Below are 25,807 nucleotides of genomic sequence, written 5' to 3' on the forward strand. Positions count from 1 at the left end.
GGACCCGCCGTGGAACCGTCCGAGGGCAGGACATCGTGGAAGAAGGCCGCGGTCGTCGCCGTGCCGGCGCTCGCGGCGGTCGCCGCGATGGCGGTCGGGATGGCGGAGGGCGTGCTGGCGTCGTCGTTCGCCGTGTCGGGGTCGGCGTTCCAGGTGTCGTCGGGCGCGCTGTCGAGCAAGGGTCTCGCGTCGTACGTCCACGTCGACCGGTCCGCCGACGGCGCCGGCCACCCGGTCGCCCTGCTCGGGCTCGGCGAGGCGACGCTCTCCGACATCTGCCAGTCCGCGCAGGTCGCCACGCCGCTGGGCACGGTCGTGTTCAAGCTGACGGCGGGCGGCACGGCCGGGGAGGTGCGGGCGAGCAACCTCGTCCTCGACAGCGAGGACCTGACCGGGGACGCCTCCTTCGGCCGGGTCCAGATCGGCCGGGACGCCTCCACGCTGGACACCGTGCCCGGTGTCCGGGGCGAGGCCGGGCAGTTCGGGTTGCAGGCCTCCGAGGTGTCGGTGTCGGGGGTGCGGTCGCACGCCCGGTCGGCCACCGGCGGCGACTTCAAGCTCAAGGGACTGGCGCTGGACGTGCAGCTGAACGGCAAGGCGTGTTTCTGACCCGGCGGACCCGGGGGACCCGGCGACGGGCCCGGTTCGCGGCCTGGCGGCGGACGCGGCCGTTCTGGGCGGGCGCCCTGCTCGTCCTCGCCGGCGCCGAGATCGCCGCCGTGCCGCTGGCGCCCGTGTCGGTCCTGGTCGGCCTGGGGCTGGGGGGCGTCGCCGCGCTCGGCATCGGGGCGGCGCTCGTCGCGGCGGGCCTGTTCCTGTGGTTCCTGCCGCACACCCGGCACTACGTCGGGATGCACGCGGTGATCCTGTCGGTGCTGTCCTTCGCGGTGACGAACCTGGGCGGGTTCCTCGCCGGCATGCTGCTGGGGATCGCCGGCGGGGCGATGGGGTTCGCGTGGAGCCCGGGGCAGCAGCCGCCCGCGCAAGCCTCGGAGCAGCCGGCGCCGGAGCCCCCGCGGCTGCCGGACCCGGACCCGGGCGCGGCCGCGCACCCGCCGCACAAGACGCTGGCGGTCGCGCTGCCCTTCGTGCTCCTCGCCGCGACCGCCGTCCCCGCGCCCGGCCCGCGCCCGCCGGCCCCCGTCCCGGGCTCCGTGAGCGTGCCGCGCACGCCGCCGACCGTGACCACGACCCGGTTCACCCCGGACGGCTTCACGCTCGCCCGCGTCGCCGAAGTGCCGACCGCGGACGGCCCGCGCAGGGCGATGGTGCTGAGCATGCGGGCGGCGTCCCTGCGCGACTACCGGCTGCGGACGCGGGACGGCGGCGGCGCCGAACTGGCCCTGGACGCCGACGAGCTGAGGCTGGGCGGGCGGGTGACGCTGTACCTCACCCGGCTCACCGGCTGCGTCCAGGGCATCCTCTGCCTCACCTTCACCCCGGACCGGCTGCCCGTGCCGCCGGTGGCGCCGCCGTTCGTCTTCATGACGGACGTCACGGCGGAGCAGGCCCTGGTGGCCAGCGGCACCATCGGCGCCGCCGGCCTGGCCCTCAGGCCCGGCCGTTCCCCTGCTCCCCCACCGGCTCCCCCACCGCCGTGAGCGCCTCGGTGAGCCACTCCGTCCAGAACGTCTCCAGGCCGATGCCGCCGCGCAGCACCACGTGGCGCAGCCGGTCCTCCGCGCTGTCGCGCTCGGGCGGGAAGTCGCGCTCCTCGATCGCCCGGTACTCCGCCAGCTGGCGCCGGTGCAGGTCCAGGTGGCGCCGGATCTCCTCCGCCAGGCCGGCCGTGCCCACGACGGCCGCGGCCCGCATCCGCAGCAGCAGGGGGTCGCGGACGGGCCGGGGGGCGCCGGCCTCGGCGACCCACGCGCTGAGCGCGGCCCGGCCGTCGGGCAGGACCTCGTACTCCTTCTTCTGCCCGCGCGCGGGGGCGGCGGGCAGGGCGCGGATCAGTCCCGCCTTTTCGAGCCTGCCCAGCTCCCGGTAGATCTGCTGGTGCGTGGCGGACCAGAAGTAGCCGATCGACTTGTCGAAGCGGCGGGCCAGCTCCAGCCCGGAGGAGGGCTTTTCGAGGAGTGCGGTGAGGATCGCGTGCGGGAGGGACATGCCCGCATCCTAAGGACCGGACGCGGGCACGGGCCCTCGTCGTCTCAGATCTCCGCGGCCAGCTCCGTTCCCTGGCGTACGGCGCGCTTGGCGTCGAGTTCGGCGGCGACGTCGGCGCCGCCGATGACGTGGACGGAGTGCCCGGCCGCGCGCAGCTCCTCGTACAGCTCGCGGCGCGGCTCCTGGCCGGTGCAGAGCACGACGGTGTCGACGGGCAGGACGGTGGGCGTGCCACCCACGGTGATGTGCAGGCCGTCGTCGTCGATGCGGTCGTAGGTGACGCCCGCGGTCATGGTGACGCCGCGGTGCTTGAGCTCGGTGCGGTGGATCCAGCCGGTGGTCTTGCCGAGCCCGGCCCCGACCTTGGTGGCCTTGCGCTGGAGGAGGTGCACAGTGCGCGGCGGCGCGGGCCGGTCGGCCTCGCCGAGGCCGCCGGGCGTGCGGTAGCCGGTGTCGACGCCCCAGCGGCGGAAGTACGTCTCCGGGTCGAGGCTCGCGCCGTCGCCGCTGTCGGTAAGGTACGCGGCGACGTCGAAGCCGATGCCGCCCGCGCCGACGACGGCCACGCGCTCGCCGGCTTCGGCCCCGTCGCGCAGGACGTCGAGGTAGCCGAGCACGCTGGGGTGGTCCGTGCCGGGGATGTCCGGGGTGCGGGGGGTGACGCCGGTGGCGAGGACGATCTCGTCGTACGCGGCGGCCGTGAGATCCGCGGCGGTCACGGGGGTGGACAGGCGGACGTCGACGCCGTGGAGGGACAGCTGCGTGCGGTAGTAGCGCAGGGTCTCCTCGAACTCCTCCTTGCCCGGGATCCGCTTGGCGATGTTGAGCTGCCCGCCGATCTCGGCGGCCGCGTCGTACAGCGTGACGGCGTGGCCGCGCTCGGCGGCGGAGACCGCGAAGGCGAGGCCCGCGGGGCCCGCGCCGACGACGCCGATGCGCTTGCGGCGGCGGGTGGGGGCGAGGACGAGCTCGGTCTCGTGGCAGGCGCGCGGGTTGACCAGGCAGGACGTGATCCTGCCGCTGAAGGTGTGGTCGAGGCAGGCCTGGTTGCAGCCGATGCAGGTGTTGATCTCGTCGGCCCGGCCGGAGCGCGCCTTGGCGACGAAGGCCGGGTCGGCGAGGAAGGGCCGGGCCAGGGACACCAGGTCGGCGTGGCCCTCGGCGAGCAGCTTCTCGGCGAGCTCGGGGGTGTTGATGCGGTTGGTGGTGACCAGGGGGACGGACACGGAGCCCATGAGCTTCTTCGTCACCCAGGCGTACGCGCCGCGCGGCACCGACGTGGCGATGGTCGGGATCCGGGCCTCGTGCCAGCCGATGCCGGTGTTGATGATCGTGGCGCCGGCGGCCTCGATCTCCTTGGCGAGGGTGGTCACCTCGGCCAGGGAGGAGCCGCCGGGCACGAGGTCGAGCATCGACAGCCGGTAGATCAGGATGAAGTCCGGGCCGAGGCGCTCGCGGGTGCGGCGGACGATCTCCAGGGGGAAGCGGATCCGGTTCTCGTACGTGCCGCCCCAGCGGTCGGTGCGCCGGTTGGTCGCGGCGGCGGTGAACTCGTTGATCAGATAGCCCTCGGAGCCCATGATCTCGACGCCGTCGTAGCCGGCGTCCCGGGCGAGCTCCGCGGTCCGCACGAAGTCCTCGACGGTCTCCTCGACCTCGTCCCCGGTGAGGGCGTGCGGGACGTACGGGCTGATGGGCGCCTGGATCGCGCTGGGGGCGACGAGGCCGGCGTGGTGGGCGTAGCGGCCGAAGTGGAGGATCTGCAAGGCGATGCGGCCGCCCTCGCGGTGGACGGCGGCGGTCACGGCCCGGTGCTCCTCGGCCTCGGCCGCGGTGGTCAGCTTGGCGCCGCCCTCCCAGGGGCGTCCCCGGTCGTTGGGGGCGATGCCGCCGGTGACGATCAGCCCGGCGCCGCCGCGGGCGCGCTCGGCGTAGAAGGCGGCCATCCGTGCGAAGCCGTGCTCGGCCTCCTCCAGCCCGACGTGCATCGAGCCCATGATCACGCGGTTGGGAAGGGTGGTGAACCCGAGGTCGAGGGGGCTCATGAGGTGCGGATACGGGCTCATCGGGGGCCTTTCTCACGGTGCGGTCGTACCAGTTCTAGAGCCCCCGAGGCACTTTTGCAACTAGTTGCATAAGGTTCTGCACCGTTCCAAGATCAACTACAACTTTGCCAACCCTTGGTGTTGTTGACCCAATCCATGCACGAGCCTCAAGATCACCCCCCGGAATCACTGATTCCGCCGCATGGAACCAGTGGCTCCCTCACGTGAGTTGAGAGGCAGGAGATCACGTTGAACAAGCAGGCGATGCGCAACGGCGCCAGACTGGCGGCCCTTTCGGCGGCCGCGCTCGGACTGATGGCGGCCATGGCCGCCCCGGCCGCCGCCGACGACCAGCCCACGCGCAAGCAGCTCATAGCCGACTGCTCGTCCGGCGAGGGGAAGTGCAGCTTCAACGACCCCGTGCTCGGCAAGGCGTTCCTCGGCGAGTTCCGCCAGGTGTCCAACTCGCTCTACAACTGCAGCACCTCGGACGCCACGCAGTCGATGGGCTGGTCCGACTCGGTGGGGTCGACGGACTCCGTCGGCGTCTCCGTCACGGCCGGCGGCAAGATCGCGGGCATCGTGGACGTCAGCGTCACCGCGAACTACGGCCACACGTGGTCGAGCAACCACGAGGAGAACAGCTCGCTGAACATGACGGTCAAGCCCGGCGAGGTCGGCTGGATCTCCCGCGCCCAGGTGATGCAGACCGTCACGGGCACGTGGCAGACCCACTACGACAGCCCGAAGTGGGGCCACTACTACTGGTACGTGCCGGACACCATCACCGGCCCGGCCGCCAACGGTACGGACGGCAAGAGCAACGCGGTGGTCGTCAAGTCCCGCAAGATGACCGCGGAGGAGAAGGCGTCCTGCTCCGCCGGCAGCAAGTCGGGCCGGGCGTTCGTCGCCAAGCGCTGACGCGCTTCCCCGTGACCCCGTGCGGCGGCGGAGCGCTCCGCCGCCGCACGGGGCGTCCCGGATCACCAGGTGACGGGCATCCCCGCGGGCATGATGGCCATGCGGTTGGGCACCCACGGGACCTCGTCCGCGGGCACCGCGAGGCGCAGGCCCGGCAGGTGGTCCAGCAGGGCCTGGAACGCCGTCTCGGACTGGCGGCGGACCAGGTGCGCGCCCGCGCAGTGGTGCCGCCCGTAGCCGAAGCGCAGGTGCGGGTTGGGCGACCGGCCGGGGTCGAAGTCCGCGGCGTCCTCGAAGGCGCCGGGGTCGAAGTTGACGGCGTCGAGGGAGAGCAGGATCAGGTCCCCCTCCTTGACGGCCTCCGTGCCGAGCTCGCCGTCCTGCGTGACGAAGCGGGGGATCGCGTTGCCCAGGACGACGCTGCACCGCAGCAGTTCCTCGACGCACCGGGGCATGAGCTCCGGCTGCGCGCGCAGGGTGTCCATGAGCTCCGGGCGCCGCAGCAGGTTGAGGGCCGCGACGCCGAGGAAGCTCGCGAAGTCCTCGTAGCCGGTGACGTAGAGCATGGCCGCGATGTTGGAGAACTGCCGCTCGTCGAGCGCCTGCTGCCGGCCGTCGAGCTCCTCGCGCGCGTTGAGTCCGGCGAGGCGGTCCAGGAGGCCGCGGGGCTCGGCCGGGCGGGCGGCGGTGTACTCCTGCATGTAGACGCGGAGCTCCTCCCAGTTGCGGGCGAGCTCCTCGTCGGTGGCCGTCTTCATGGTCAGGTCGAGGTCGGCGCGGACGGCCAGCCAGTGGCGGTCCTCGAACGGCAGGCCCAGCAGGCGGCACATGCACTGCGCGGCGACCCATTCGGCGAAGTGGCGCTGGAGGTCGCCGGGGGCGCCCTCGCGGACCATGGCGTCCAGGCCCTGGACGGTGATCCCGGCGACCCAGTCGGCCGGCAGGTCGGGCTGCTTGCGGCCGAGCGCCTTCAGAGCCTCGTCGCGCAGCCCGGCGCGCTGGAGATGGTTCATGGCGTCCAGCAGCTCGGGCGCGAGGATCGGGGCGTCCTGGGTCGGGCCGCCGGGCGCGCCCAGCACCGACCGGGCGAACTTGCGGTCCCGCAGCACCTGCTGGGCGAGCTCGTAGCCGGTGACCAGCCAGGCCTCACCGCCCGCGTTCGTGCGGACCCTGGCCACCGGGCAGCGGCTTTGCAGGTCGTGGAGCTCGGGGGCGAGCCGGTCGCCCCGGTCGCTGAAGGGGTAGTGGGGCAGGGCCTGTTCCGGTGCGGACACGGTACGCGAAACCTTTCGGGGGCTGGGGGCGGGCGAAGCGGGCGGGGTGGGCGGGGTCACCAGCGGACCGGCAGCCGGGCCGGGGCGCGCAGCGGCGTGGTCTCGTCCCAGGGCAGGGAGTCCGCCGGCTCGGCGAGCTCCAGGTCCGGCAGCTTCTCCAGCAGCACGCGCAGGGCGACGGACAGCTGGAGCCGGGTGAGGTGGGCGCCCGTGCAGTAGTGGGGCCCGTAGCCGAACGCGGTGTGCGCGTTGGGCGAGCGGGTCAGGTCGAGCAGGTCGGGCTCGGGGAAGGCCTCCGGGTCGCGGTTGGCGGAGGCGATCACGGGGAGGACGGCGTCGCCGGCGCGGATCCGCTGCCCGTGCAGCGTGAAGTCCTCCAGGGCGACGAGGACGTTGATCGCGTTCATCAGCGGGACGTACCGCAGCAGCTCCTCCACCGCGGCATCGATGCCCTCGGGCTCGTCGCGCAGCCGGCGGAGCTGCCCGGGGTGGGTGAGCAGCGCCAGCAGGGCGTTCGCGGTGTGCTGGATGTTGGTCTTGTAGCCCGCCATGAGCATGGTGACGACGAAGCTGACGACGTCGTCGCGGGTCAGGTCGCCGCCCTCCCGGCGGCTCTCGGCGAGGAGGAGACTGATGTAGTCGTCCCCGCCTGCCCCTCCTGCCCCTCCTTCTTCGAATTCCTTCTCCCTGCGGTCGATCAGGCCGGACGCGTAGTCCTGAAGGGCGTAGAGCGCCTCAAGGATCTCGTCCATGGACAGGCCGGCGGCGCTGAGCAGGGTGAGGGTGTGCGGCAGGTAGAGGTCGCGGTCCTCGTGCGGCAGGCCGACCGTCTCGCACAGGACGCGCAGCGGCAGCGGCTCGGTGAAGGACGCCACGAGGTCGCCCGTCCCGTCCGCGGAGCCGCGCACCATGGTGTCGATCAGCTCCTCCGCCATGGCGCGGATCCGCGGGGCCATGAACTCCAGCCGGCGGCGGCTGAAGAGCGGGGACACGGCGCGGCGGACGCGGGTGTGGTGCTCGCCGGTCATCTCCAGGAAGGTGGGCAGGCACGGCGGCGGGGCGTCGGCGTCCTCGCGGGGCGGCCAGGCGGAGAGCAGGGGCCGGGTGAGCCGGGGGTCGGCGAAGGCGGCGCGCACGTCCTCGTGGCGGCTGATGAGCCAGCCCGTCTCGCCGTTGGGCATGAGCGCCTTGACGACGGGCTGCTCGGCGCGCAGGCGCGCGTAGGCGCAGGGCGGGCCAGGGTCGGCGGGGTCGAAGGCCGGGACGGTCATGGGGGCGTCAGTGGCGCCCGTTTCATCGGTGGATGTCATGTCATGCCCCCTCGGCGGCGGTGCGTTCGGGCCGGGCGATGTAGCCGGAGGTGAAGAAGTACTCCAGGTAGCGGTCGAGGAGGGCGGCGTCGACCGGCGGGCACTCCAGCCCGCTGCCGGCCAGCGCCTCCTCGGCGTTGCGCCGCCCCAGGACGGGGAAGACGCCGTTGAGGTACATCTCCTTCACGGAGATGTCGGCCTTGTTGCTCCGGTCGACGCACAGGGAGACGAACGGGGCCGTGGGGCTGGTGGGGTTGCGGGCGACGTGGCGGACGAGTTCGCCGACCCACTGCCCGTACGGCAGCGTCCGCAGCGCGAAGCCGGCCGCCCGCATGCGGTCGAGGACGCCGGCCAGCGTGGCCGGGCGGGGGTTGGTGACGTGATAGACCCGCCCCGTGGCCGGGCGCTGCGTGGCGATGTGGACCACGGCCTCGGCGAGGTGGTCCACGGGCACGAAGTCCATCGGAAGGTCGATGCCGGGCGCGAGGCCCGTCTCGGCGATGGTCTTGAACAGCGAGCAGATCGCCGTCTCGGTGTTGCAGGCGCCGTGCTGCCGGTCGCCGGTGACCTCGTACGGCCGGTACACGGCCGTCGGCAGGCCCTGTTCCGCCGCGCTGCGCAGCACCCCTTCGGCCACCCACTTGCTCTCCGCGTAGCCCATGGTGAGCCCGTCGGCGTGGTCGAGCGGCAGGTCCTCGTCGACGGTGCGCACGCCGGCCGTGCCGAAGCCGGCGACGACGGCGACGGTCGACAGGAAGTGGACGGGGACGCGCCGGGCGGCGGCGAGCTTGACGATCTCGCGGGTGCCGTCGACGTTGGCGGGGCGCAGGGCCTCGTACGGGTAGAGGAAGTTGACGCGCGCGCCGTTGTGGACGATGAGGTCCAGGGAGCGCGACAGCTCGGCGGCGTGTCCGGGGGCCAGTCCGAGGCCGGGGGCGGCCAGGTCGGCGGGGAAGCACCGTACGCGCTGCCAGGCCGCGGCGTCCGGGCGCAGGCCGTAGCGCAGGAGGCCGGCCTTCACGCGGCGCTCGGCGTGCGCGGGGCCGGAGGCCCGGACGGGGCAGTGGATGACGGCGGTGGTGGCGCGCAGCAGCCGGTCGAGGAGGAAGGCGCCGACGAATCCGGTGGCTCCGGTGAGCAGCACGTGCTCCGGCCGGCCGGGGCGGGGCGCCGGGCCTTCGGCGGGCGGGAGGACGAAGCCGAGCTCGGTCTCGCGGCGGAAGTCGACGGCGGCGCCGGGTGCGACCCGGCCCGCGGAACCGGTGCGCACTTCGCGGACGGCTTCGGCGAACCCCGCGAGCGTGGGTGCCGCCAGCAGGGCCCTGACCAGGGTGGAGCCGAGTCCGGCGTCGAGCTGGAGGACGGCCAGGGTGCGCGTGACGGCCTCGCCGGCCAGGAGGGAGTCGCCGCCGAGGGCGAAGAAGTCGTCCTCGGGCGCGGGGCGGACGCGCAGCACGAGCTGCCACACCTCGGCGAGCGCGTCGAGCAGGCCGGCGACGCCGGGGTCGGTGCCTTCCGGCGCGGGGTCCCGGGTCGCGGCAGTGGTCGCGGCGGTCGTCACGGCAGTGCCCGGGGACGCCGCCGTGTCCGCCGCCAGCCGGGCGCGGTCGATCTTGCCGCCGCTCGTCACGGGGAAGGACTCCCTGGCCACGAGCGCCGGGACGGCCTGGGCGGGCAGCCACTGCGCGCAGTACGCGCGCAGGTCGGGAAGGCGCAGGGCATGGCCGGGCTCCGCCGGGGTCACGTAGGCGGTCAAGGCGCCCGCCTCGATCTCGACGGCGGCCTCGCCTATCTCGGGGTGGGTACGCAGCCGGGCCTCCACCTCGTCCAGTTCGATGCGGTGGCCGCGCAGCTTCACCTGGCGGTCCAGCCGCCCGCGGTACTCCAGGGTGCCGTCGGCGGCGCGCACGGCCCGGTCGCCCGTGCGGTACAGCAGGCCGTCGGGCTCGGCGGCGGGCATGCGGACGAACCGTGCGGCGGTCAGCTCCGGGTCCCCCGGGTAGCCGAGGGCCAGGCCGTCCCCGCCCACGTACAGCTCGCCCTCCTCACCCGGCGCCGCGAGGGAGCCGTCGGGGCGCAGGACGTGGCAGGTGGAGGCGCCGAAGGGGCGGCCTATGGGGACGCTCGTGGCGTCGGCGGGCAGGGTGCGCAGCACGTGGGCGGTGGAGACCACGGAGTTCTCGGTGGGCCCGTAGAAGTTGACGACCGTGGCGTCGGGGCAGGCCTCCAGGACCGCCCGCGCGAGGGCGGGGTCCATGGCCTCCCCGCCGGCCGAGACGAAGCGGAGCCGCTTGAACGCGCGGGGCCGGTTCCGGGCGACGAGGTGGAAGACGCTGGTGGTCAGGTAGGCCACGGTGACGCCGTGGGCGTGGAAGACCTCCTCCAGCGCCGCGGGGGACAGCAGCTCCTCGCGGTCGGCGAGGACCAGGCAGGCGCCGGTGAGGAGCGCGCCCCAGATCTCGATGGTGGACGCGTCGGAGGAGAGCCCGTAGCCGTGCAGGACGCCGTCGCCGGGGCCGGGCGGCGGCAGTTCGGGCTCGGAGAACACCAGGCGGACCACGCCGCGGTGCGGGATCGCCACGGGCTTGGGCCGGCCGGTGGACCCGGACGTGAACATCACGTAGGCGCAGTCGGTCGCGGGGACGGGGGCCGCGGGGGCGGGGGCAGCACCCGGGGCGGCCGCCGTTTCCGTGCCCACGGCGTCGACCTCGATCCAGGTCAGCAGCCCGCGTATGCGCCGCCCGCTGCCGGGCAGGACGGCGGCCGCGCGCAGCCCGGCGTCCTCGGCCATGGCCCGCAGCCGGGCCGGCGGGAGCTCCTCGTCGAGCGGCACGTACGCGCAGCCGGCCTTGAGGATGCCGAGGAAGGCGACGAGCGCCTCCAGGGAGCGGCTGCCGCACACGCCCACCGGCGACCCGGGCTCGATGCCGTGGGCGAGGAGGCGGGCGGCGAAGGCGTCGGACCGGGCGGCGAGCTGCCCGTAGGTCAGGGTGCGGTCGTGGTGCCGGGCCGCGGGGGCGTGCGGCCGCAGGCCGGCCTGTTCGGCGAAGAGGTCGGTAAGGCTGCGCTCCCGGGGATAGCCGTGCGGGGTAAGGGGAGCGGGGTGCGCCGGGACGTGCAGGTCTGCCATGTGTACGTGCTCGCTTCCGGAAGGGTTTCGGCTGCTGGTCCGTCAGATCTCATGTGCGTCATGGCTCACCCGTCCCGGTCCATCCGGTCGGCCTCGGAGAACTCGGCGGCGAAGGCGGCGAAGTTGGCGGTGCGCCAGCGCTGCGGGCGCATCCGGAACGTGATGTCGTCGGCGAGCTGGTCAGCGGTGGACTTCAGATAGGCGCGGGCCTCCTCGGGGTCGAGGTAGCGGTGGGCTATCGCCTCGCGCTCGACCGGGTCCACGGGGTCGTTGACCGCGGTGACCGGGCCTTCCACGCTCACGTACCGGTAGGGCGGGTTCTCGTCCTGGACGCAGAGGCTGAAGCGGCCCGCCGCGCGCAGCAGCCGCGCCTTGACGGTCTCCCGGCCGGTCTGTACTACGACCTCACCCCCGGGCTCGTACCGGTACCAGACGGGCACGAGCAGCGGCGCGCGGCCGTCACCGGTGTCGGTGACGCCCAGCACGCCGACGTGGAGGCCGGCCAGGAAGTGTTCGCGTTCTTCTCCGGGCATCGCAGGCACCATGAAGGGCTCCCTGTCTCAAGTAATGAAGGTGATGAAAGTGATGAGGGTGTGAGATGAAGGTGATGACGGTGTTGAAAGTGCGGCGGCGATAAGGGCGTGATCAAGGCCGGATTACCGCGGGTAGCCTCGGCGCACCGGGGGTGGCCGGTGTGACCAGTGCGGCCGGAGATCCGCGTTCCCGCCCGTCACTGCACAGGCCTCCACACAAGGCCCCGTGCAGCCGGACAGGAACGCGCACCTCCGCAGCCGTCTACGCGCGGATACCTTGTATCTCACCCGCGGCCGGGCGCCCGGCAGGCCGCAAACCGGCCATGAACGAATTCGAGCCGGAACCGCTCGCTTCCAGGGAGCCCCGGCGAGCCCCGGAGTCACACACCGCCGGACATTCCGGCCATACGGCAACGCTCGCCCTGTGATCAACGTGACGGGTCCGCTGAAGCGGCCGGCACCACCCGCCCTCACCTGCCCCGTCATCGCGAGCGCGCCGATCATGGCGGGTACGGGCCTGCCGCGCCACCCGCCCGGCCGATCGCCGGTGGCCGAGAGCGCCGGCTACGGCACCGCGGGCGATCCCGCGGACACGGGACTGGCGGGATTCGCGCTGCTCACGCTCCCCGCCGCCACGCCCGGACGCGACACACCCCCAGGCGGGGTACGCCAGGCCCGAAAAAGACCCATATATCCATGATGTCTAGATACGATATGCGGCATGGTCAAGCCCGGACAGCCGCGACCCCGTCGCCCTCAGGGCCGGTGGTCCCCAGTTCAGCTGTCACCGGTGATCCTGACCGTGGTGATCGCCGGTCTGGCGTACGCCACTCCCCCGGACATGGCCTTCAGCCGCATCCTGCCCGCGGCCCCCGCCCTCGCGGCCGCCATGTGGCCCGTGCTCCCCACGGTGCTGCTGGGCACGGTCTGCTTCCTGCTGATGGTCGGCCTCAGCCTCGTCTTCCCCGGCCTGGGGGCCTGGTACACGGTGGCGGGCATCGTCGCGGTCACCGTGGCGGCCGCCTACGGCAGCCACGTCCGGCTCCAGCGCGAGCAGTCCCTCTTCCAGGTCCGGCTCGTCGCGGACGCGGCGCAGCAGGTGGTCCTGAGCCCGATGCCGCGCCGCTTCGGGGCCGTCGAGATCGAATCGCTGTACCTCGCCGCCGCGGCGGAGGCCCGCATCGGCGGCGACTTCTACGAGGTGGCCGACACGCCGTACGGGGTCCGGCTGCTCATCGGCGACGTGCGGGGCAAGGGCCTGCCGGCCGTGGGGACGGCCGCGGCGGTGGTCAACTCCTTCCGCGAGGCCGCCTACGACGAGCCCGACCTGGCCGGCATCGCGCGCCGCCTGGAAGCCAGCAGCACCCGCTACAACTCCGCGTTCTCCCCCGACGACCTGGCGGAGCGCTTCTCCACCGCCGTCCTCGTCGAGATCCCGCACGAGGACAACAGCGTCAGGATCCTCAACTGCGGGCACCCCCCGCCGCTGCTCCTGAACCGCGACGGGGTCCGCGTCCTGAGCCCCACCGACCCGTCGCCGCTGCTCAACCTCGCGAGCCTGATCGGCGATTGCTACAGCACCGACACCTTCGCCTTCACGCCGGCCGACCAGCTGCTCCTCTACACCGACGGCGTCACCGAGGCCCGCGACCGCACCGGCGCGTTCTTCCCCCTGACGGACTGGATGCGCCGCCGGACGGCCCCGCAGCGCCCGCGCGAACTGCTCGACGGCCTCCACCGCGACCTCCTCACCTACAGCAACGGAGGCCTGGACGACGACATCGCCGCCCTTGCCGTGGGCTTCCGCAACGGTCCGGACAGCGGCCACGGCCCCGCCGGCCGGGAAGAACACTGACCGGCATCGCCGGGCGCACGGCGAACCGCCCGGCCCTGCCTGTCGGGGGAGGCAGGCGGACCGGGCGGCATTCAGGGAGGGCCCTCAGGCCCTGGTGGGAGTGCTCTCGCGGTAGCGGAGGCCGGCCAGCGCGGCCAGCAGGGCGGCGACGATCATGTAGATCCAGCCGTGCCGGAAGGCCTCCATCGCCGGGTGCTCCGAGCTGCCGAGGATCGCGGTGAGCAGGGCCACTCCCAGGGCGGAGCCGATCTGGCGGGACATCATCAGCGTGCCCGAGCCCACCGAGAGCTGCTCGGCGGGCAGCCCGCTCGCCGCGCCGAACAGGGCCGGCTGGATCAGGGCGTTGCCCGCGCCGACGAGGATCGCGCCGGGCAGGTAGGCGGTCGCGTAGTGCGGCGCGGGGCCGGCCGCGGCGAGCCACCAGGCACAGCCCGCGGCGAACACCAGGCCTCCGGCCACCGCGGAGGCCCGGGCGCCGGTCCGGCGGATGATCTTCCCCGAGAGGGCGGAGAGGATCATGACGGTGACCGGGGTGGGAGCGATGCCCAGGCCGGCGCGCAGGACCGAGTAGTGCCACTGGCCGGTCAGGAAGAGGGCGGCCTCGAAGAGCATCGCGGCGAACGCCAGGTAGTAGAGGAAGATGCCGGTGGTGCCGACCCGGAACAGCCGGCTCGCGAACAGGGTGGGGCTGATGATCGGGTCCGCGGCGCGGCGGATGTGGCGCAGGCAGACGCCGGTCAGCACCAGGGCGGCGGCGAAGCAGCCCAGGGTGCCGGGCGACGCGTAGCCCCAGTCGGGCGCCTCGACGAAGGCCATGGTCAGCGCGCCGGACGCGAGGAGGATGAGGGCCGATCCGAGCAGGTCGAGCCCCTGTGAGGCCTTGCGGGGCACCGTCGGCAGCAGGCGTACGCCGGCCAGGACGGCCACGGCGCAGACGGGGATGTTGATCAGGAAGATCCACCGCCAGCTGATCTGCACCAGCAGGCCGCCCAGCACCGGGCCGCTGCCCGCGGCGACGGCCGCGACCGCCGTCCAGATGCCGATGGCCGTGGAGCGCTCGCGCTCCGGGAAGGCCGGCAGGGCGAGCCCGAGGGACGTGGGCACGAGGACGGCGGCGGCCACCGCCTGCACCACACGGGCGATGATCAGCACGGTGAGGCCGGGGGCGAGGGCACAGCCGACCGAGGACAGGCCGAAGAGGACCATGCCGGTCAGGAAGCTGCCCTTGCGGCTCGTCTCGTCCGCGAGGCGCCCGGCGGGGACGAGGAGCGCCGCGAGGACGATGGTGTAGCCGTTCAGCACCCACGACATGGAGGCGAGCGATGCCCCGCGGAACGAGCCTTCCAGGGCGGGGAAGGCCACGGTGACGGCGAACAGGTCGAGGATCGCGAGGAACTGGGCGGCCGACGCGACGGTCAGCACCAGCCAGCGCCGGGGATCCGCCGGTGCGGAACCGGCAGGCGCGGCCGCATCCACCGGCCGGGTTCGGGGAGTTGAGGTCATGGACGTATCCGCCGTCTCTCCGTAGTGCGAATCCGTAATACGAAGCCGTAGTGCGAATCCGTGGTGCGAACTGGAGGCGCTTCCCACTATCGGCGCGCACGAACACCCCATCGAGTGGCAGATCTGCCATGAGCCGTTAGATTGCTGCCATGACTCAGCAGCCCGGCAGGCCCCGCACCGTGGCCGTGGCGGTCACCGACGGCATGCCGATCCTCGAACTCGCCGTGCCCTGCCACGTGTTCGGCACGCCGCGCCCCGATCTCCACACCCCCTGGTACGACTTCCGGCTCTGCAACCCCACGGAGGGCGACGCCGTCCCGGCCCGGCAGTGGTTCACCACCCACACCTCGCACGGCTACCAGGAGCTGGTCGAGGCGGACACGGTCATCGTTCCCGCCAGCGCGGACGTCCGCGGCGAGCCTCCCGCACGGCTCCTGGAGGCCGTCAGGGAGGCCCACGACCGCGGCGCGCGGATGGTCTCCCTGTGTTCGGGGGCCTTCGTCCTGGCGGCGGCCGGGCTGCTCGACGGGCGCCGCGCCGCCACGCACTGGGAGCACGCTCCGCTCCTGGCCGAGCGCTATCCCGCCGTGGACGTCGACCCCACCGTCCTCTACATCGACGACGGGGACATCCTCACCAGCGCGGGCAGCACCGCCGGCATCGACCTGTGCTTGCACCTGCTGCGCAAGGACCTGGGATCCCGGGTGGCCGGTTCGGTCGCCCGTCACCTGGTCGTCCCCGCCCACCGGCCCGGCGGGCAGGCCCAGTACATCGAGACGCCGGTGCCGCCGGCGGAGACCGACGGCGGGCTGGCCCCGCTGCTGCACTGGGCCGCCGAGCGGCTCCACCAGCCCCTCACCACCCCGCAGCTGGCCCGGCAGGCCGGCACGAGCGTACGGACGCTGATGCGGCGCTTCCATCAGTCGACGGGCACCACCCCCCTCCGGTGGCTCCAGGCCCAGCGCATCACCCGCGCCAAGGAGCTGCTGGAGACCACCGACCAGCCGATGGACAGGATCGCCGAGCAGTGCGGGCTGGGCGGCGCCGGCAACCTCCGGCTCCACTTCGCCCGCAGCGTCGGCATTCCCCCCGGCGAATACCGCCGCGCGTACCGCGCCGCGGACAGCCGTAACGGTGCTCCCGCCGCCGGATCTTGCACCAAAGTCGGATACCCGGCCGACCTGCTCCGCAGGTAGAAACAGAGGTGACTGCCCTCGCCGGAACCTCGCGCAGGGACCTCTCCGGGAAAAGGATCTGTATGCCTGTCATCTCTGTCGACATGTTGCGCGGCCGGACCGATGCGGAGAAGGCCGCCCTGGCGCGTGAGCTCACCGACGCCTTCCAGCGCACCTGCGGGAGCGCCCGGGAACGCATCTACGTCGTCATCCACGACATTCCGCAGGAGGACTGGGCGGTCGGCGGCGAGATGTGCACGAACCTCCCCGCCTACGCTCCCCCGTCCGAGCCCGCTCCGTCCCCGGCGGGCTGACCGGATGCCGTCCTCCGAGCGGTACGCGGAAGGCGACCGCATCCGCAGGGAAGTCCTGGGCGACGCGCACGTGAACTCCATGCTGAGCGACTGGCCTCCGGCGAAGCCGTTGCTCGACCTGATCACGGAGTATCCCTGGGGCTCGGTCTGGGCGCGCGAGGGGCTGGACCGCCGGACGCGCAGCCTCGTCAACCTCGCTCTCCTCACCGCCTTGAACCGGCCCGAAGAGCTGCGCCTGAACGTCCACGGCGCCCTGCGCAACGGGTGCTCCGTGGAGGAGATGGCCGAAGTGGCCCTTCAGTGCGCCGCCTACGCCGGTGCTCCGGCCGGCATCGCGCTGATGAAGGCCATCCACGAGGTCCATGAGACCCATGAGGTTCACGACGTCCATGAGGCCCACGACTCCTGAGCCGGAGCACAGAGGAACGACAAGGGGCGGGCCCGGGGAACTCCCCCGGGCCCGCCCCTTTGCTCCGGCCGTCCGGCGGCGCCGTCAGTGCACGGGCGCCGGCAGCTCCGCGTCCCGCTCGGCGGCGCTCCCGGATGCGGTGAGGCGGTTCAGGCCCTGCTTGAGGCAGGACCGGGCGATGGAGTCGCCCTGGAGCAGCGTGCGGGAGTTGACGTGCGGCCGGGCGCCGATCGCGGTGACCCACTGCACCGACTCCACCGGAGGACCGTAGGAGAAGCGGGCCGGGTGGGGAACGCCCCGGCCGTCGATGACCTGGAAGGTCACGTCCGTGACGTCCAGGCCGCCGGTCTCGTAGCCGGGGCCCTCCTCGTCGGGGATGAAGTGGGCCCGGCATCCCCCGGCGGCGTGCAGCGAAGCCAGCAGCGGGTCGGTGGCCCGGCGCACGTCGGTCACCGGCAGGTGGGCCTCGACGAGCGCCGTCACCCGGACCGGCGCGCCCGGCACCCGGGGCGAGCCGACCAGGAACGCGCCGGCCTCGTCGTCGGCCGTCACCTTCATACGGGGGCCGAGCAGCTGGACGACCCCCGCCTCGACCAGGGCACGGAGCTGCCGGACGCGCGCGGCCGGCGGTCCGCTGGCGGCGTAGTTGTTCAGCCCGCTGAACCACCGGTCGATGTGGTCCCGGTAGGAGGCACCGCTCAGGCCCCGGTGGGAGATCACCTGCCGCACCTCGTCGCGCAGGTCGCGCATGACCGCCGCGGCCGCCTTGACGGCGCTGGTGGCCGGGCCCAGGTCCGAGTGCCGCAGGTCCTCGTCGAGGACGGCGAGGATCCACGCGCGGTAGTCGGCGGAGCCGGTGAACTCGCGCCGGTCCGCGGGACGGTCGAGCGCCTCCCAGTTCCAGCGCAGCTCCGGATCGGGCACCAGGTCGCTCAGGAGCGCCTCCATCTCCGGGGATCCCCAGGCGTGGCGCGGGTACTCGGCCAGCAGCCGGGCGTGGCCGGCCGGGTCGCCGGTCCGCAGCAGCATCTTGTAGTAGTTCCAGGCGACCTCCTTCGCCACGAGGGGAAACAGGTCACGCATGAAGTCGGTGCGGCCGGTGCCCGCCGGGCCCCTCAGCCGGGCGATCTCGTCGGCGGACAGGAACGTCGCCCGGTAGCGGGGCACGATCTCCTGGCGGATCTCCGCCCGCGCGCGGTACGGGACGCCCCGTCCCGAACCGGCGTGGACGACCGGCTCGTCGCCGCTGGGCAGATAGGTCAGCCCGCCGTCGGAACCGGGGACGAAGCGCCCTCCCCTGCCCTCGGTGAGCAGGGCCATGTAGTCGTAGAAGTTCAGCCCGAGCCCCCGCAGGGCGACGGGCTGCCCCGCACCGATCGGCGCCAGGTCCGCCTCCGCCGGGCTGCTCGGCGGTACGTAGTGCAGACCGTGACGGCCGGCGAAGCCGGCGAGCTCGCGCTGCCCGCCCACGGGCTCGACGTCGTAGTGCCCCTGCGCGAGGACCACCGCGTCGACCGTCAGCGGCAGGTCCCGGCCTTCCAGGAACACCTGCTGCGCGCCGTCCGCGCACTCGGTGAGCGACGTCGCCCGCGTACGGTGCACCTGGACCCGGACTCCGGACGGAGCGTTGCGCACGATGTGGGCGAAGGCCCAGCCGAGGTACTCCCCCTGGAACGCCCGCGAGGCGTACGACCACGGTTCCATCTCCGCGGCCTCGGCCTTCGCCTCCTCGCTCACGTCGGTGACCTCGCCCCCGGCGACCATGCGCGCCCACTGGTACTGGGTGGGCCCGGGCGTCAGCGGGCCCTCGCAGGTGACGGTGTCGTCGGTGAACACGGTCACGTCGCCGGCGACGGTGTTCATCAGCAGCCGGCGCGACTGGCCGAGCTGCCACACCCGCCCGCCTCCCGCGGGGTAGGGATCGACGACGTGCACCTCCACCGGCGCGTCCCCCGCGACTTCGGAGGCGTTGGCGCAGACGCGCTCCAGCGCCACGGTCCCCCTGGGCCCGGCACCGACGATGCAGATGCGTATGGGTACTGCTTCCGTTGACGTACTCAGGGCGGTCACTCGGAGTCCTCTCGCTTCATTTCCCGGAAGAGGGTGGGGAAGTAGTTGATGTCGTCGGTGAGGCCGGTCAGCAGGGACCCGATGACGGGGCCCGTGCTGCCGGCGCCCTTCAGGAGGTCGCTGTTGTGCCGCCGGGTGCGGTCGCCGAACGGGAGGGAGCCCGTGGACAGGTAGCGGATGGCGCCCTCGGCGTCGCGCTTGGGGATGATCTCGGACTTGGCGTAGCGGCTGGCGCTGAAGGGGATGTCCAGGCGGCCGGCCGCGAACGCGTCGGCTATGGCGGTCATGGTGTCGGGTGCGGCGAGGACGGGTTCGACGATGTCGGCGACCTCGTCGACGATCCAGGCGAGCTCGTCGGCGACGCGTTCCTCGTCGGCCTTGACGAAGTCCAGGAGCGGCGAGTTGGCGCGGTCGGCCAGCCGCAGCCCGTCGACGTTGGCACGGGTGTCGGGGATGCCGAACGCTTCCTGGTAGGTCTTGGTGATGAGTTTGGAGGCCCCGCCGAGGCGGGCGACGAGGGCCCCGTAGAAGATCAGGTCCTCCGCGTTGCCGCGCTTCTTGGGGAAGACCCCCATGAATTCGTGGAGGACGGCGTGCACGTCCACCCCGGGCGGCAGGTAGGTGCGGGCGAGGACGGGGATCGCCCGCAGCGCGGCGACGTCCTGGACGAGGTGGCCGCTCTGCGGGTAGGACACGGAAATGCAGCGCACCCCGGCGCGGGCGGCGAGCACCGCTTCGAGGACGCTGATCGCGAGGCTGATCGAGGGCGGGACGAGCACGGCGGTCAGGGTGCCGAAGAGCTCGCGGTCGATGATCAGGCCGAGGCCGGCGAGTTCGCCGCACACCGTGTCGACGTCGTGCCACGCGGCCAGCGACTCCGCGAGCGGGACCGCCTTGGAGTACGGCAGGTTGTAGGAGATGCCGCCGCCCTCGAAGGAGGTGATGCCGGAGGCCACGGCGACGTCGAAGAGGATGCGGGCGTCGGGCGAGCCGTGGCGGATCTCCAGCGGGGCGGTGACCGACTCGTTGATGTCCCTGCCGCGGAGGTAGCCGTGGCTGACCAGGGGGTAGCCGTTGAGGTCGGCCGGCGCCCGGTTGAGGGAGCGCAGGGCCTGCTCGAAGCGTTTCAGGCGGGTGTGCGAGTCGATGGTGAGCGTGAGGATGTCGGGCTGCGCCTGGTCCTCGAGTTCGCGCAGGAGGGCCTTCATCTCCTCGTGGCCGCCGACGCCGCAGCGCGGCTGGATGGCGACCCGGCCCGCGTCGCGGGCGTCCATGAGGACGCGGGCGGCCGTGGGCTTGCCGAGGGAGCCGATGTAGTCGACGGACTCCGCGAGGGGCGGCAGGGTGTCCGCGCCGGGGCTCCCGGAGTGCCCCGGCAGGTAGCTGATCTTCGTCATGAGGCCACGGGCAGGCGCTGCCGGTCCGCCGTGCGGTCCGACCGCAGCTCGTCGAGTGCGGGCAGGAGCTGGGCCGGGTCCTCCAGGATGAGGTCGACGCCCAGGTCGTGGAGGCGCTCCAGGTCCCTGGGGTCCTTCCTGCTGCCGACGGAGAGGTTGCCCCCGACGATGACGGGGCAGGTGATGCGGCCGGCCTCGCGTGCGGCGGGCAGGTCGCGCAGGTCCTCGTGGACGTGGCCGTTGAGGCTGCCGATGATGACGGCTTCGGCTTCGGGGTGCTGCTCGCAGGCCTGGGCGAACTCCTCGACGGGCGTGCAGGTGCCGAGGTTCTCGACCTCGAAGCCGAGGCCGCGCAGGGCGTGGGCGATGAGGTGATTGGCGACAGCATGGCTGTCGCTGGCGGCGACTCCGAGGATGACGAGACGGCGTTCGCTGTGCGACATGGGAATGCTGCTCCTTCGGGGGGTGACGATGCCGAGCGTGGTGGGGGCGCGCCGTTGGACCGGTCCGGAGTCAGTCGTCGAAGGCGGCGAAGAGCTCGCGCTTGCTGACCGAGCGCAGCCGGGCGACGTCGTACTCCGCGGCATCGGCGACCGCCAGGGAGTCGAAGACGTAGTTGATCGCCGGGACCAGGCCCCACACCTCGTGGTACGGGGGCCAGCCGGGGTGCCCCGCGTCGGCGTCCTGCCGGCGGGCGAAGAGGTAGTCGGCCCAGGTGCGGCTCGACGGCGCGCGGTGGTGGTAGTCGTGGACGACGGTGTCGCCGGTGAGGACCAGGTAGCGCGAGGGGGCGTGGACGAACAGCATGCGCAGGGTCCAGCGGGCCCAGGCCAGGGTGCGCCGGCCGGCGGGGAGCGCCCGGTCGGGGGCGGCTTCGCCGATGAAGATGGCGTTGGTCAGGGACGCGAAGTACTCACGGCCGCGCCGGACTTCGGTGCCGGCCGGGGGGAAGGTGTGCTTGACGCACAGCCGCAGGGTGTTGCTGACCTGGAAGAGCGGGATCAGCGGGACGAACCAGACGACGAGCAGGGCGTCCCAGGTGCCGGTGGCGATCGTGGCGGCGGCCGCGGCGCCGTAGAGCAGTACGGAGGTGGCCTTCTCGCTCGTCGCCGACTTGTTCCAGAAGGAGCGGGTCCGGGCGACGGCGAAGGCGAAGTGGAAGCGCGGTGAGCCGAGCTTCGCCAGCACACGGCGCCACATCTGACGTCGCGTCATGCCCGGGTGCAGGCCGAGGCTGACGAGGAACGCCTGCACGGTGGGGTCGCGAAGCGTCATGTGGTGAGCGGCGTGGTGGTCGCTGACGTGCTCACGGCTGTACCGCTCGAAGTTCTGGATGATCAGCAGGCTGGAAGTGGCCCGGCCGATGGCGGCGTCGAGGGTGCGCCTGCGGTACATGTTCTTGTGGGAGCACTGGTGGTAGACCATCATGCGCAGGTTGCGCATGCCGTGCAGGGTGACGGCCCAGCCGGGCAGCAGCAGGAACAGGAACCAGGACCCCAGCGCCCACCCGGTCGCCCCGATGCCGGCTCCCACGGCCATCGCGGCGACCGCGGCGACCAGGTGATAGGTCGGCGACCAGCCGAACGGGGCCTGTCCGGCCAGGGGTTTGCCCGTGAAGACGGTGAGCGGGGCCTGGAGGAGCCCCGGCAGGCTCCTCATGGTCTCCCTCGGGTCGCGAGCCTCGGCGGTGGCCGGGCCCGCCTGCCGCGGATGGGCATCGGTGACGGACACGTACTCTCCTGGATCGATCCGGGTCTGTCATTCCTGGACTTTCCTGGAATGGCCCTCCGGCGCCCTCCGGAGGACGGACAAGGGCGGCGGCCGTGGGAATCGACGTCGCGGAGCATGAGCGACGCCCCCGGCCCCCGATATCGCCGGGGGCCGGGGGCGGAACGTCCGGCCGCCGCCTGGAAGATTTCTATCGGACCTCGCAGCCGGCGGCCATTGGACTTTCGTTGAAGAGCTGGTGCGCGTAGGAGACCAGCCCCGCCTGGAGCCGGGACTCGACGCGGAGCTTGCCGAGAATCTGTGCCACGTGCGCCTTGACCGTGCCTTCGGTCACCTGAAGTCGTGTGGAAATACTGCGGTTCGAATGACCGGCCCCCAGCAGCAAGAACACCTGGCATTCCCGGTCGGTCAGCAGGCCGATGCGCCGGCGCTGCTCGAGCCACGATTCCTGCTCAACGGTTTCAGTGCCGATCATGCCTTCCACTGCAACAACACCCCCATTTAAGCGCAGCACTCGGGACACCCATGACGAAAGAATGACCAGCCTACAGTTCGGCAACTCTTTGCCTCGACAAAAGCCTCGTAAAATGTGTGCCCCATGCATGGACATTTCGCCTGATTGCCTGTCATAGACGTACCAAGCATCGACGAAAACCCCGGGATTACCCAGTACGGGGAAGTTGAAACTAATCCTTAGTTTCAACTTCCGAGGCAGATTTCAACCGGGCCGTTAGCCGGTTTTCCGATCGATCACAGAAGGTCGATAGACGCGCACACAGCGCGACGACGAAACGGGAAACGACGGACGCGCCGCACGGACTCCCCAGGTGCATTCTGAAGGCTCTTCACCGGCTCAAATAGCGGCCCGCCGGCGGGCGCCGACCGGGCGTTTCGGCGGCACCGCCTCCCACGGCCGGGCGCCGCACCGCCCGGCCGTCCCGCATCGAGCTGCAGCCGTATCTTTTCCCGCCCTCGAACACGACAGTCTCCGGAATTTACCCGAAAATCGCTGGGGAAATCCGTAGAAATTCTGTGGCGCCCGCCGCCCCCGGGCGCCCTCATATGCCGGGGGCGGGCTCTTCGCTCAGGACCAGATCCAGCAGGCCGGGGAAAGCCGCGTCGAACTCCGGCCTGCGCAGCCTGTTCAGACGGCGCGAGCCCGCGTCGCGCTGCTCGACGACGCCGGACTGGCGCAGCACCGCGAAGTGGTGGCTGCGCGTCGCCTTGGTGACCGGCAGGTCGAACGTGCCGCAGGCCCGGGTCCAGTCGGGGCCGCCCGCGAGCTCCCTCACGATGGTGCGCCGCACGGGATCGGCGAGGGCCGTGAGCGCGTCGCTCAAGGTCACGTCGGCGGGATGGACGTGCGAAAGGCTCCGCGCCCGCCGCGACTGGGCGCGCCCCTCGGCCGAAGCGGACCCCTCGCCCGCGCCGTACTCCTCACCCGGCGGGCGGGAAGCGGGACTTGACGAAGTGTTCGACTCGGGTCTTACATTCATAGTGATCGACCTCCGTCTAACACTTTATGTCGTCCCAGGAAGCACGGTGGTGTGTCATGCCCGGCCGTTCGCCGTCCCGCCAGGTCACGGCCGCCGGGAGCGAACCCCCGGTCGCCGTCCCCCGGCCCACCGGCCCCCTCGCCCTCTTCGCCGTCTGTCTCGGCTTCTTCATGGTTCTCATGGACAGCAGCGCCCTCAACGTCGCGCTGCCCGCCATCCGGAAGGACCTCGCCGGAAGCCTGGCCGGCCTGGAGTGGCTCCTCAACGGCTACACCATCACCCTGGCCGCCTTCCTGCTCAGCGGAGGCGCGGTCAGCGACCGCTGGGGCGCCCGGCGGGTGTTCGGCGTCTCCCTGCTGGGATTCGTCGTGACCTCGGCGGCGTGCGCGGCGAGCCCGGACCTGGGCTCCCTGGTCACCGCCCGAGTGCTTCAGGGCATCACCGCCGGCGGGCTGCTGCCCGCCTCCCTGGCAGTGATCGCCGGCATGTACCCGGACCCCGCCCGGCGGGCCAGGGCGCTCACCGTCTGGGGCGGGGTCAGCTCCCTCGCCCTCGTGTTCGGCCCCGTCCTCGGCGGAGTGCTGACCACGGCCGTCGGTTGGCGTTCGGTCTTCCTGATCAACGTGCCCATCGGGCTGCTGGCCTGGTGGCTGACCAGGTTGCAGGTGCCTCCGTCCGCCACCCGGGAAGCGTCCCTCGACCCGGCCGGGCAGGCGCTGGCCGTCCTGGTCGTCGGCTGCGGCATCGGCGCGCTGATCGAGGGCGGCGCCCGGGGCTGGACCGACACCGTGACCTGGGTGCTGCTGGCGGTCACCCTCGTCGCGGGCGCGGCGTTCGTCGCGGTCGAGCGCCGCGTGACGGCCCCCGTCCTGCCCCTGGACCTGCTCGCCCGGCCACGGTTCGCCTGCGGCCTGGTCATCGGCGCGCTGTTCCAGTTCGGTGCCTACGGTGCGCAGTTCGCCCTCTCGCTGCGGCTCCAGAACACCTGGGGTCTCGACGCGCTCGGCGCGGGGCTGTCCTTCCTGCCCTTCGCCGGGATGTGGGCCTTCGCCTCCTTCTTCCTGGCCCGCGCCGTCACCCGCACCGGCCCGCGCCCGCTGCTGATCGGCGGTGCGCTGGCCGCCGCGGCCGGCGCCTGCGCGCTGCTGCCGCTCGGCGGGCATCCCGGCTGGTGGATCTTCTTCTGCGGCAGTGCCCTGCTCGGACTCGGTGCGGGGCTGATGGGGCCGAGCCTGCCCGCCGTGGTCCTGGGCGCACTGCCCGCCGACCGCTCGGGCCTGGCCTCCGGCGCGCTCAACGCCCTGCGCCAGATCGGTGGGGCGGTGTCGATCGCCCTCTTCGGCGTCCTGCTCGACGGCTCCCCGGGGCCGGCGGGGCTGCGGATCTGCCTCGCCCTCGTCGCACTCGGATTCCTGGTCGTCGTCCTCGCCGTACCCGCGGCCCTGCCCTCCCGCGCCCGCACGCCGCGGACCGCCCGTCCCTGACCCCCGCCCCCTGCAAGCCGTCCCCTGCCTACCGCCCAGGAAGGAATCATGCGCGCTGTCGTCGTCACCCGGTACGGAGGCCCCGAGGTCCTCACCGTCGCCGAACTGCCCGATCCGGTGCCCGGGCCCGGCGAGGTGGTGGCCCGTCCCTCGGCCATCGGCGTCAACTTCAAGGACGTCTACGAGCGCGAAGGCCGCGCGAAGCCGACCCCGCCCTTCACCCCCGGGTCCGAGGGCGCGGGCACGGTGACGGCCGTCGGCGAGGGCGTGACCTCCCTCGCGCCGGGCGACCGCATCGCCTGGTGCGCGGCCCCCGGCAGCTACGCCGAGCAGGTCGTGGTGCCCGCGCGGGCGGCCGTCCCCCTGCCGGCGGACATCACGGACGAGGACGCGGCGGCCCTGCTGCTCCAGGGCCTGACCGCCCACTACCTCACCACCTCCACCCACCCCCTGGACGAAGGCGGGACCGCCCTGGTCCACGCGGCCGCCGGAGGCGTCGGCCGCCTGCTGACCCGGCTGCTCACCCGCCGCGGCGTCAAGGTCGTCGCCACCGTCTCCACGCAGGCGAAGGCCGAAGCCGTCCGGCCGCTCGGCCCCTGGCAGACCCTGGTGACCGCCGGCGGCACCGACATCGCCGCGCGGGTCCGCGACCTGACCGGCGGCCGCGGCGTCGACGTCGTCTACGACGGCGTGGGCCGCGACACCTTCGAGGCGGGCCTTCAGTCCCTGCGCCCGCGCGGCACGTTCGTCCTCTTCGGCGAGGCCTCGGGTCCCGTTCCCGCCGTCGACCCTCGTTCGCTCGCCTCCCACGGCTCTCTCTTCCTCACCCGCCCCACGCTCAACGACCACGCGACCGACCCGGCCGAGCTCCTCGCACGCTCGGCGGAGCTGTTCGCCTGGCTGCGCGACGGAGAGATCGACGTCTCCGTCAGTGGACGCTACGCACTGGAGGACGCGGCACGGGCCCACCACGACCTCCAGCAGCGCCGGACGACGGGCAAGCTCCTGCTCCAGCCGTAAGGGGCGCCGGCCCGGCCGTGGAACGGGCAAGCCC

The 25,807-nt window shown here is 72.8% G+C and carries 22 protein-coding genes; 9 read left to right on the top strand and 13 right to left on the bottom strand.

The window, feature by feature from the left end; all coding sequences use genetic code 11:
* The first annotated feature begins 9 nt into the window (after window positions 1-9).
* Window positions 10-609, top strand: coding sequence for a DUF6230 family protein (locus D7231_RS29115; RefSeq protein WP_120758598.1), 600 nt, complete (start codon window positions 10-12; stop codon window positions 607-609).
* A complete protein-coding gene (locus tag D7231_RS29120) occupies window positions 600-1,601 on the top strand; it encodes a DUF6114 domain-containing protein (protein WP_120758599.1) in 1,002 nt (333 codons plus the stop codon). Before D7231_RS29115 ends, D7231_RS29120 begins: the two co-directional genes overlap by 10 nt.
* On the opposite strand, the gene D7231_RS29125 is transcribed toward D7231_RS29120, so the two are convergent.
* Together D7231_RS29125 and D7231_RS29130 are read right to left on the bottom strand one after the other, a co-directional pair.
* Complete coding sequence (locus D7231_RS29125) at window positions 1,552-2,109, bottom strand: PadR family transcriptional regulator (protein WP_120758600.1); 558 nt, start codon at window positions 2,107-2,109, stop codon at window positions 1,552-1,554. The genes D7231_RS29120 and D7231_RS29125 overlap by 50 nt on opposite strands.
* A gap of 44 nt (window positions 2,110-2,153) precedes the next feature.
* On the bottom strand, window positions 2,154-4,175 hold the full coding sequence (locus tag D7231_RS29130; protein ID WP_120758601.1) for an NADPH-dependent 2,4-dienoyl-CoA reductase: 2,022 nt from the start codon (window positions 4,173-4,175) through the stop codon (window positions 2,154-2,156).
* Window positions 4,176-4,403: 228 nt separating this feature from the next.
* Here D7231_RS29130 and D7231_RS29135 point away from each other — a divergent pair, with 228 nt between their 5' ends.
* Window positions 4,404-5,075 carry a hypothetical protein gene (locus D7231_RS29135; RefSeq protein WP_228773943.1) on the top strand — a complete coding sequence of 224 codons (672 nt, stop codon included), beginning with the start codon at window positions 4,404-4,406 and terminating at the stop codon, window positions 5,073-5,075.
* Window positions 5,076-5,137: 62 nt separating this feature from the next.
* On the opposite strand, the gene D7231_RS29140 is transcribed toward D7231_RS29135, so the two are convergent.
* From D7231_RS29140 to D7231_RS29155, 4 genes are all read right to left on the bottom strand, one after another.
* On the bottom strand, window positions 5,138-6,349 hold the full coding sequence (locus tag D7231_RS29140) for a cytochrome P450 (RefSeq protein ID WP_241999978.1): 1,212 nt from the start codon (window positions 6,347-6,349) through the stop codon (window positions 5,138-5,140).
* A gap of 56 nt (window positions 6,350-6,405) precedes the next feature.
* Window positions 6,406-7,659, bottom strand: coding sequence for a cytochrome P450 family protein (locus D7231_RS29145; protein WP_120758603.1), 1,254 nt, complete (start codon window positions 7,657-7,659; stop codon window positions 6,406-6,408).
* 1 nt (window position 7,660) lies between these two features.
* The gene (locus D7231_RS29150) at window positions 7,661-10,789 is read right to left on the bottom strand and encodes an amino acid adenylation domain-containing protein (RefSeq protein WP_120758604.1); all 3,129 of its coding nucleotides are present in this window, start codon (window positions 10,787-10,789) and stop codon (window positions 7,661-7,663) included.
* 65 nt (window positions 10,790-10,854) lie between these two features.
* Window positions 10,855-11,322, bottom strand: coding sequence for a pyridoxamine 5'-phosphate oxidase family protein (locus D7231_RS29155; protein WP_228773942.1), 468 nt, complete (start codon window positions 11,320-11,322; stop codon window positions 10,855-10,857).
* 721 nt (window positions 11,323-12,043) lie between these two features.
* Between D7231_RS29155 and D7231_RS29160 the strand changes: the two genes are divergently transcribed.
* Window positions 12,044-13,177, top strand: a complete 1,134-nt coding sequence (locus tag D7231_RS29160; protein ID WP_120758606.1) for a PP2C family protein-serine/threonine phosphatase — start codon at window positions 12,044-12,046, stop codon at window positions 13,175-13,177.
* An 84-nt stretch (window positions 13,178-13,261) separates the two neighbouring features.
* On the opposite strand, the gene D7231_RS29165 is transcribed toward D7231_RS29160, so the two are convergent.
* The gene (locus tag D7231_RS29165; protein ID WP_120758607.1) at window positions 13,262-14,680 is read right to left on the bottom strand and encodes an MFS transporter; all 1,419 of its coding nucleotides are present in this window, start codon (window positions 14,678-14,680) and stop codon (window positions 13,262-13,264) included.
* A gap of 149 nt (window positions 14,681-14,829) precedes the next feature.
* Between D7231_RS29165 and D7231_RS29170 the strand changes: the two genes are divergently transcribed.
* The 3 genes from D7231_RS29170 to D7231_RS29180 all read left to right on the top strand — a co-directional run bounded on the left by D7231_RS29170 (window position 14,830) and on the right by D7231_RS29180 (window position 16,578).
* Window positions 14,830-15,876: a GlxA family transcriptional regulator gene (locus D7231_RS29170; RefSeq protein WP_120758608.1), complete on the top strand. Its 1,047-nt coding sequence runs from the start codon at window positions 14,830-14,832 to the stop codon at window positions 15,874-15,876.
* Window positions 15,877-15,938: 62 nt separating this feature from the next.
* Entirely contained in the window at window positions 15,939-16,169 is a 231-nt protein-coding gene (locus D7231_RS29175; RefSeq protein ID WP_120758609.1) for a tautomerase family protein, read from the top strand.
* Window positions 16,170-16,173: 4 nt separating this feature from the next.
* Window positions 16,174-16,578 carry a carboxymuconolactone decarboxylase family protein gene (locus tag D7231_RS29180; protein ID WP_120758610.1) on the top strand — a complete coding sequence of 135 codons (405 nt, stop codon included), beginning with the start codon at window positions 16,174-16,176 and terminating at the stop codon, window positions 16,576-16,578.
* Window positions 16,579-16,662: 84 nt separating this feature from the next.
* Here the strand turns inward: D7231_RS29180 and D7231_RS38180 are convergent, their stop codons facing one another.
* The 6 genes from D7231_RS38180 to D7231_RS29210 form a co-directional block, all read right to left on the bottom strand.
* The gene (locus D7231_RS38180) at window positions 16,663-18,648 is read right to left on the bottom strand and encodes an FAD/NAD(P)-binding protein (RefSeq protein ID WP_120758611.1); all 1,986 of its coding nucleotides are present in this window, start codon (window positions 18,646-18,648) and stop codon (window positions 16,663-16,665) included.
* On the bottom strand, window positions 18,645-20,045 hold the full coding sequence (locus D7231_RS29190) for a methylaspartate mutase (RefSeq protein ID WP_120758612.1): 1,401 nt from the start codon (window positions 20,043-20,045) through the stop codon (window positions 18,645-18,647). Before D7231_RS29190 ends, D7231_RS38180 begins: the two co-directional genes overlap by 4 nt.
* Entirely contained in the window at window positions 20,042-20,488 is a 447-nt protein-coding gene (locus D7231_RS29195) for a cobalamin-dependent protein (protein ID WP_120758613.1), read from the bottom strand. Before D7231_RS29195 ends, D7231_RS29190 begins: the two co-directional genes overlap by 4 nt.
* Window positions 20,489-20,558: 70 nt before the next feature.
* Window positions 20,559-21,776 (bottom strand): fatty acid desaturase family protein, encoded by a 1,218-nt coding sequence (locus D7231_RS29200; protein WP_241999979.1) that lies wholly within the window; start codon window positions 21,774-21,776, stop codon window positions 20,559-20,561.
* Between the two features lie 187 nt (window positions 21,777-21,963).
* Window positions 21,964-22,248, bottom strand: coding sequence for a response regulator transcription factor (locus D7231_RS29205; protein ID WP_158673828.1), 285 nt, complete (start codon window positions 22,246-22,248; stop codon window positions 21,964-21,966).
* A 583-nt stretch (window positions 22,249-22,831) separates the two neighbouring features.
* The gene (locus D7231_RS29210; RefSeq protein ID WP_241999980.1) at window positions 22,832-23,119 is read right to left on the bottom strand and encodes an ArsR/SmtB family transcription factor; all 288 of its coding nucleotides are present in this window, start codon (window positions 23,117-23,119) and stop codon (window positions 22,832-22,834) included.
* A gap of 206 nt (window positions 23,120-23,325) precedes the next feature.
* Here D7231_RS29210 and D7231_RS29215 point away from each other — a divergent pair, with 206 nt between their 5' ends.
* Together D7231_RS29215 and D7231_RS29220 are read left to right on the top strand one after the other, a co-directional pair.
* Window positions 23,326-24,753, top strand: a complete 1,428-nt coding sequence (locus tag D7231_RS29215; protein ID WP_158673829.1) for an MFS transporter — start codon at window positions 23,326-23,328, stop codon at window positions 24,751-24,753.
* A gap of 48 nt (window positions 24,754-24,801) precedes the next feature.
* On the top strand, window positions 24,802-25,773 hold the full coding sequence (locus D7231_RS29220) for a quinone oxidoreductase family protein (RefSeq protein WP_120758617.1): 972 nt from the start codon (window positions 24,802-24,804) through the stop codon (window positions 25,771-25,773).
* Window positions 25,774-25,807: the final 34 nt, after the last annotated feature.

The organism is Streptomyces klenkii (assembly GCF_003626645.1).
In the GTDB taxonomy this organism is placed as follows: Bacteria; Actinomycetota; Actinomycetes; order Streptomycetales; family Streptomycetaceae; genus Streptomyces; species Streptomyces klenkii.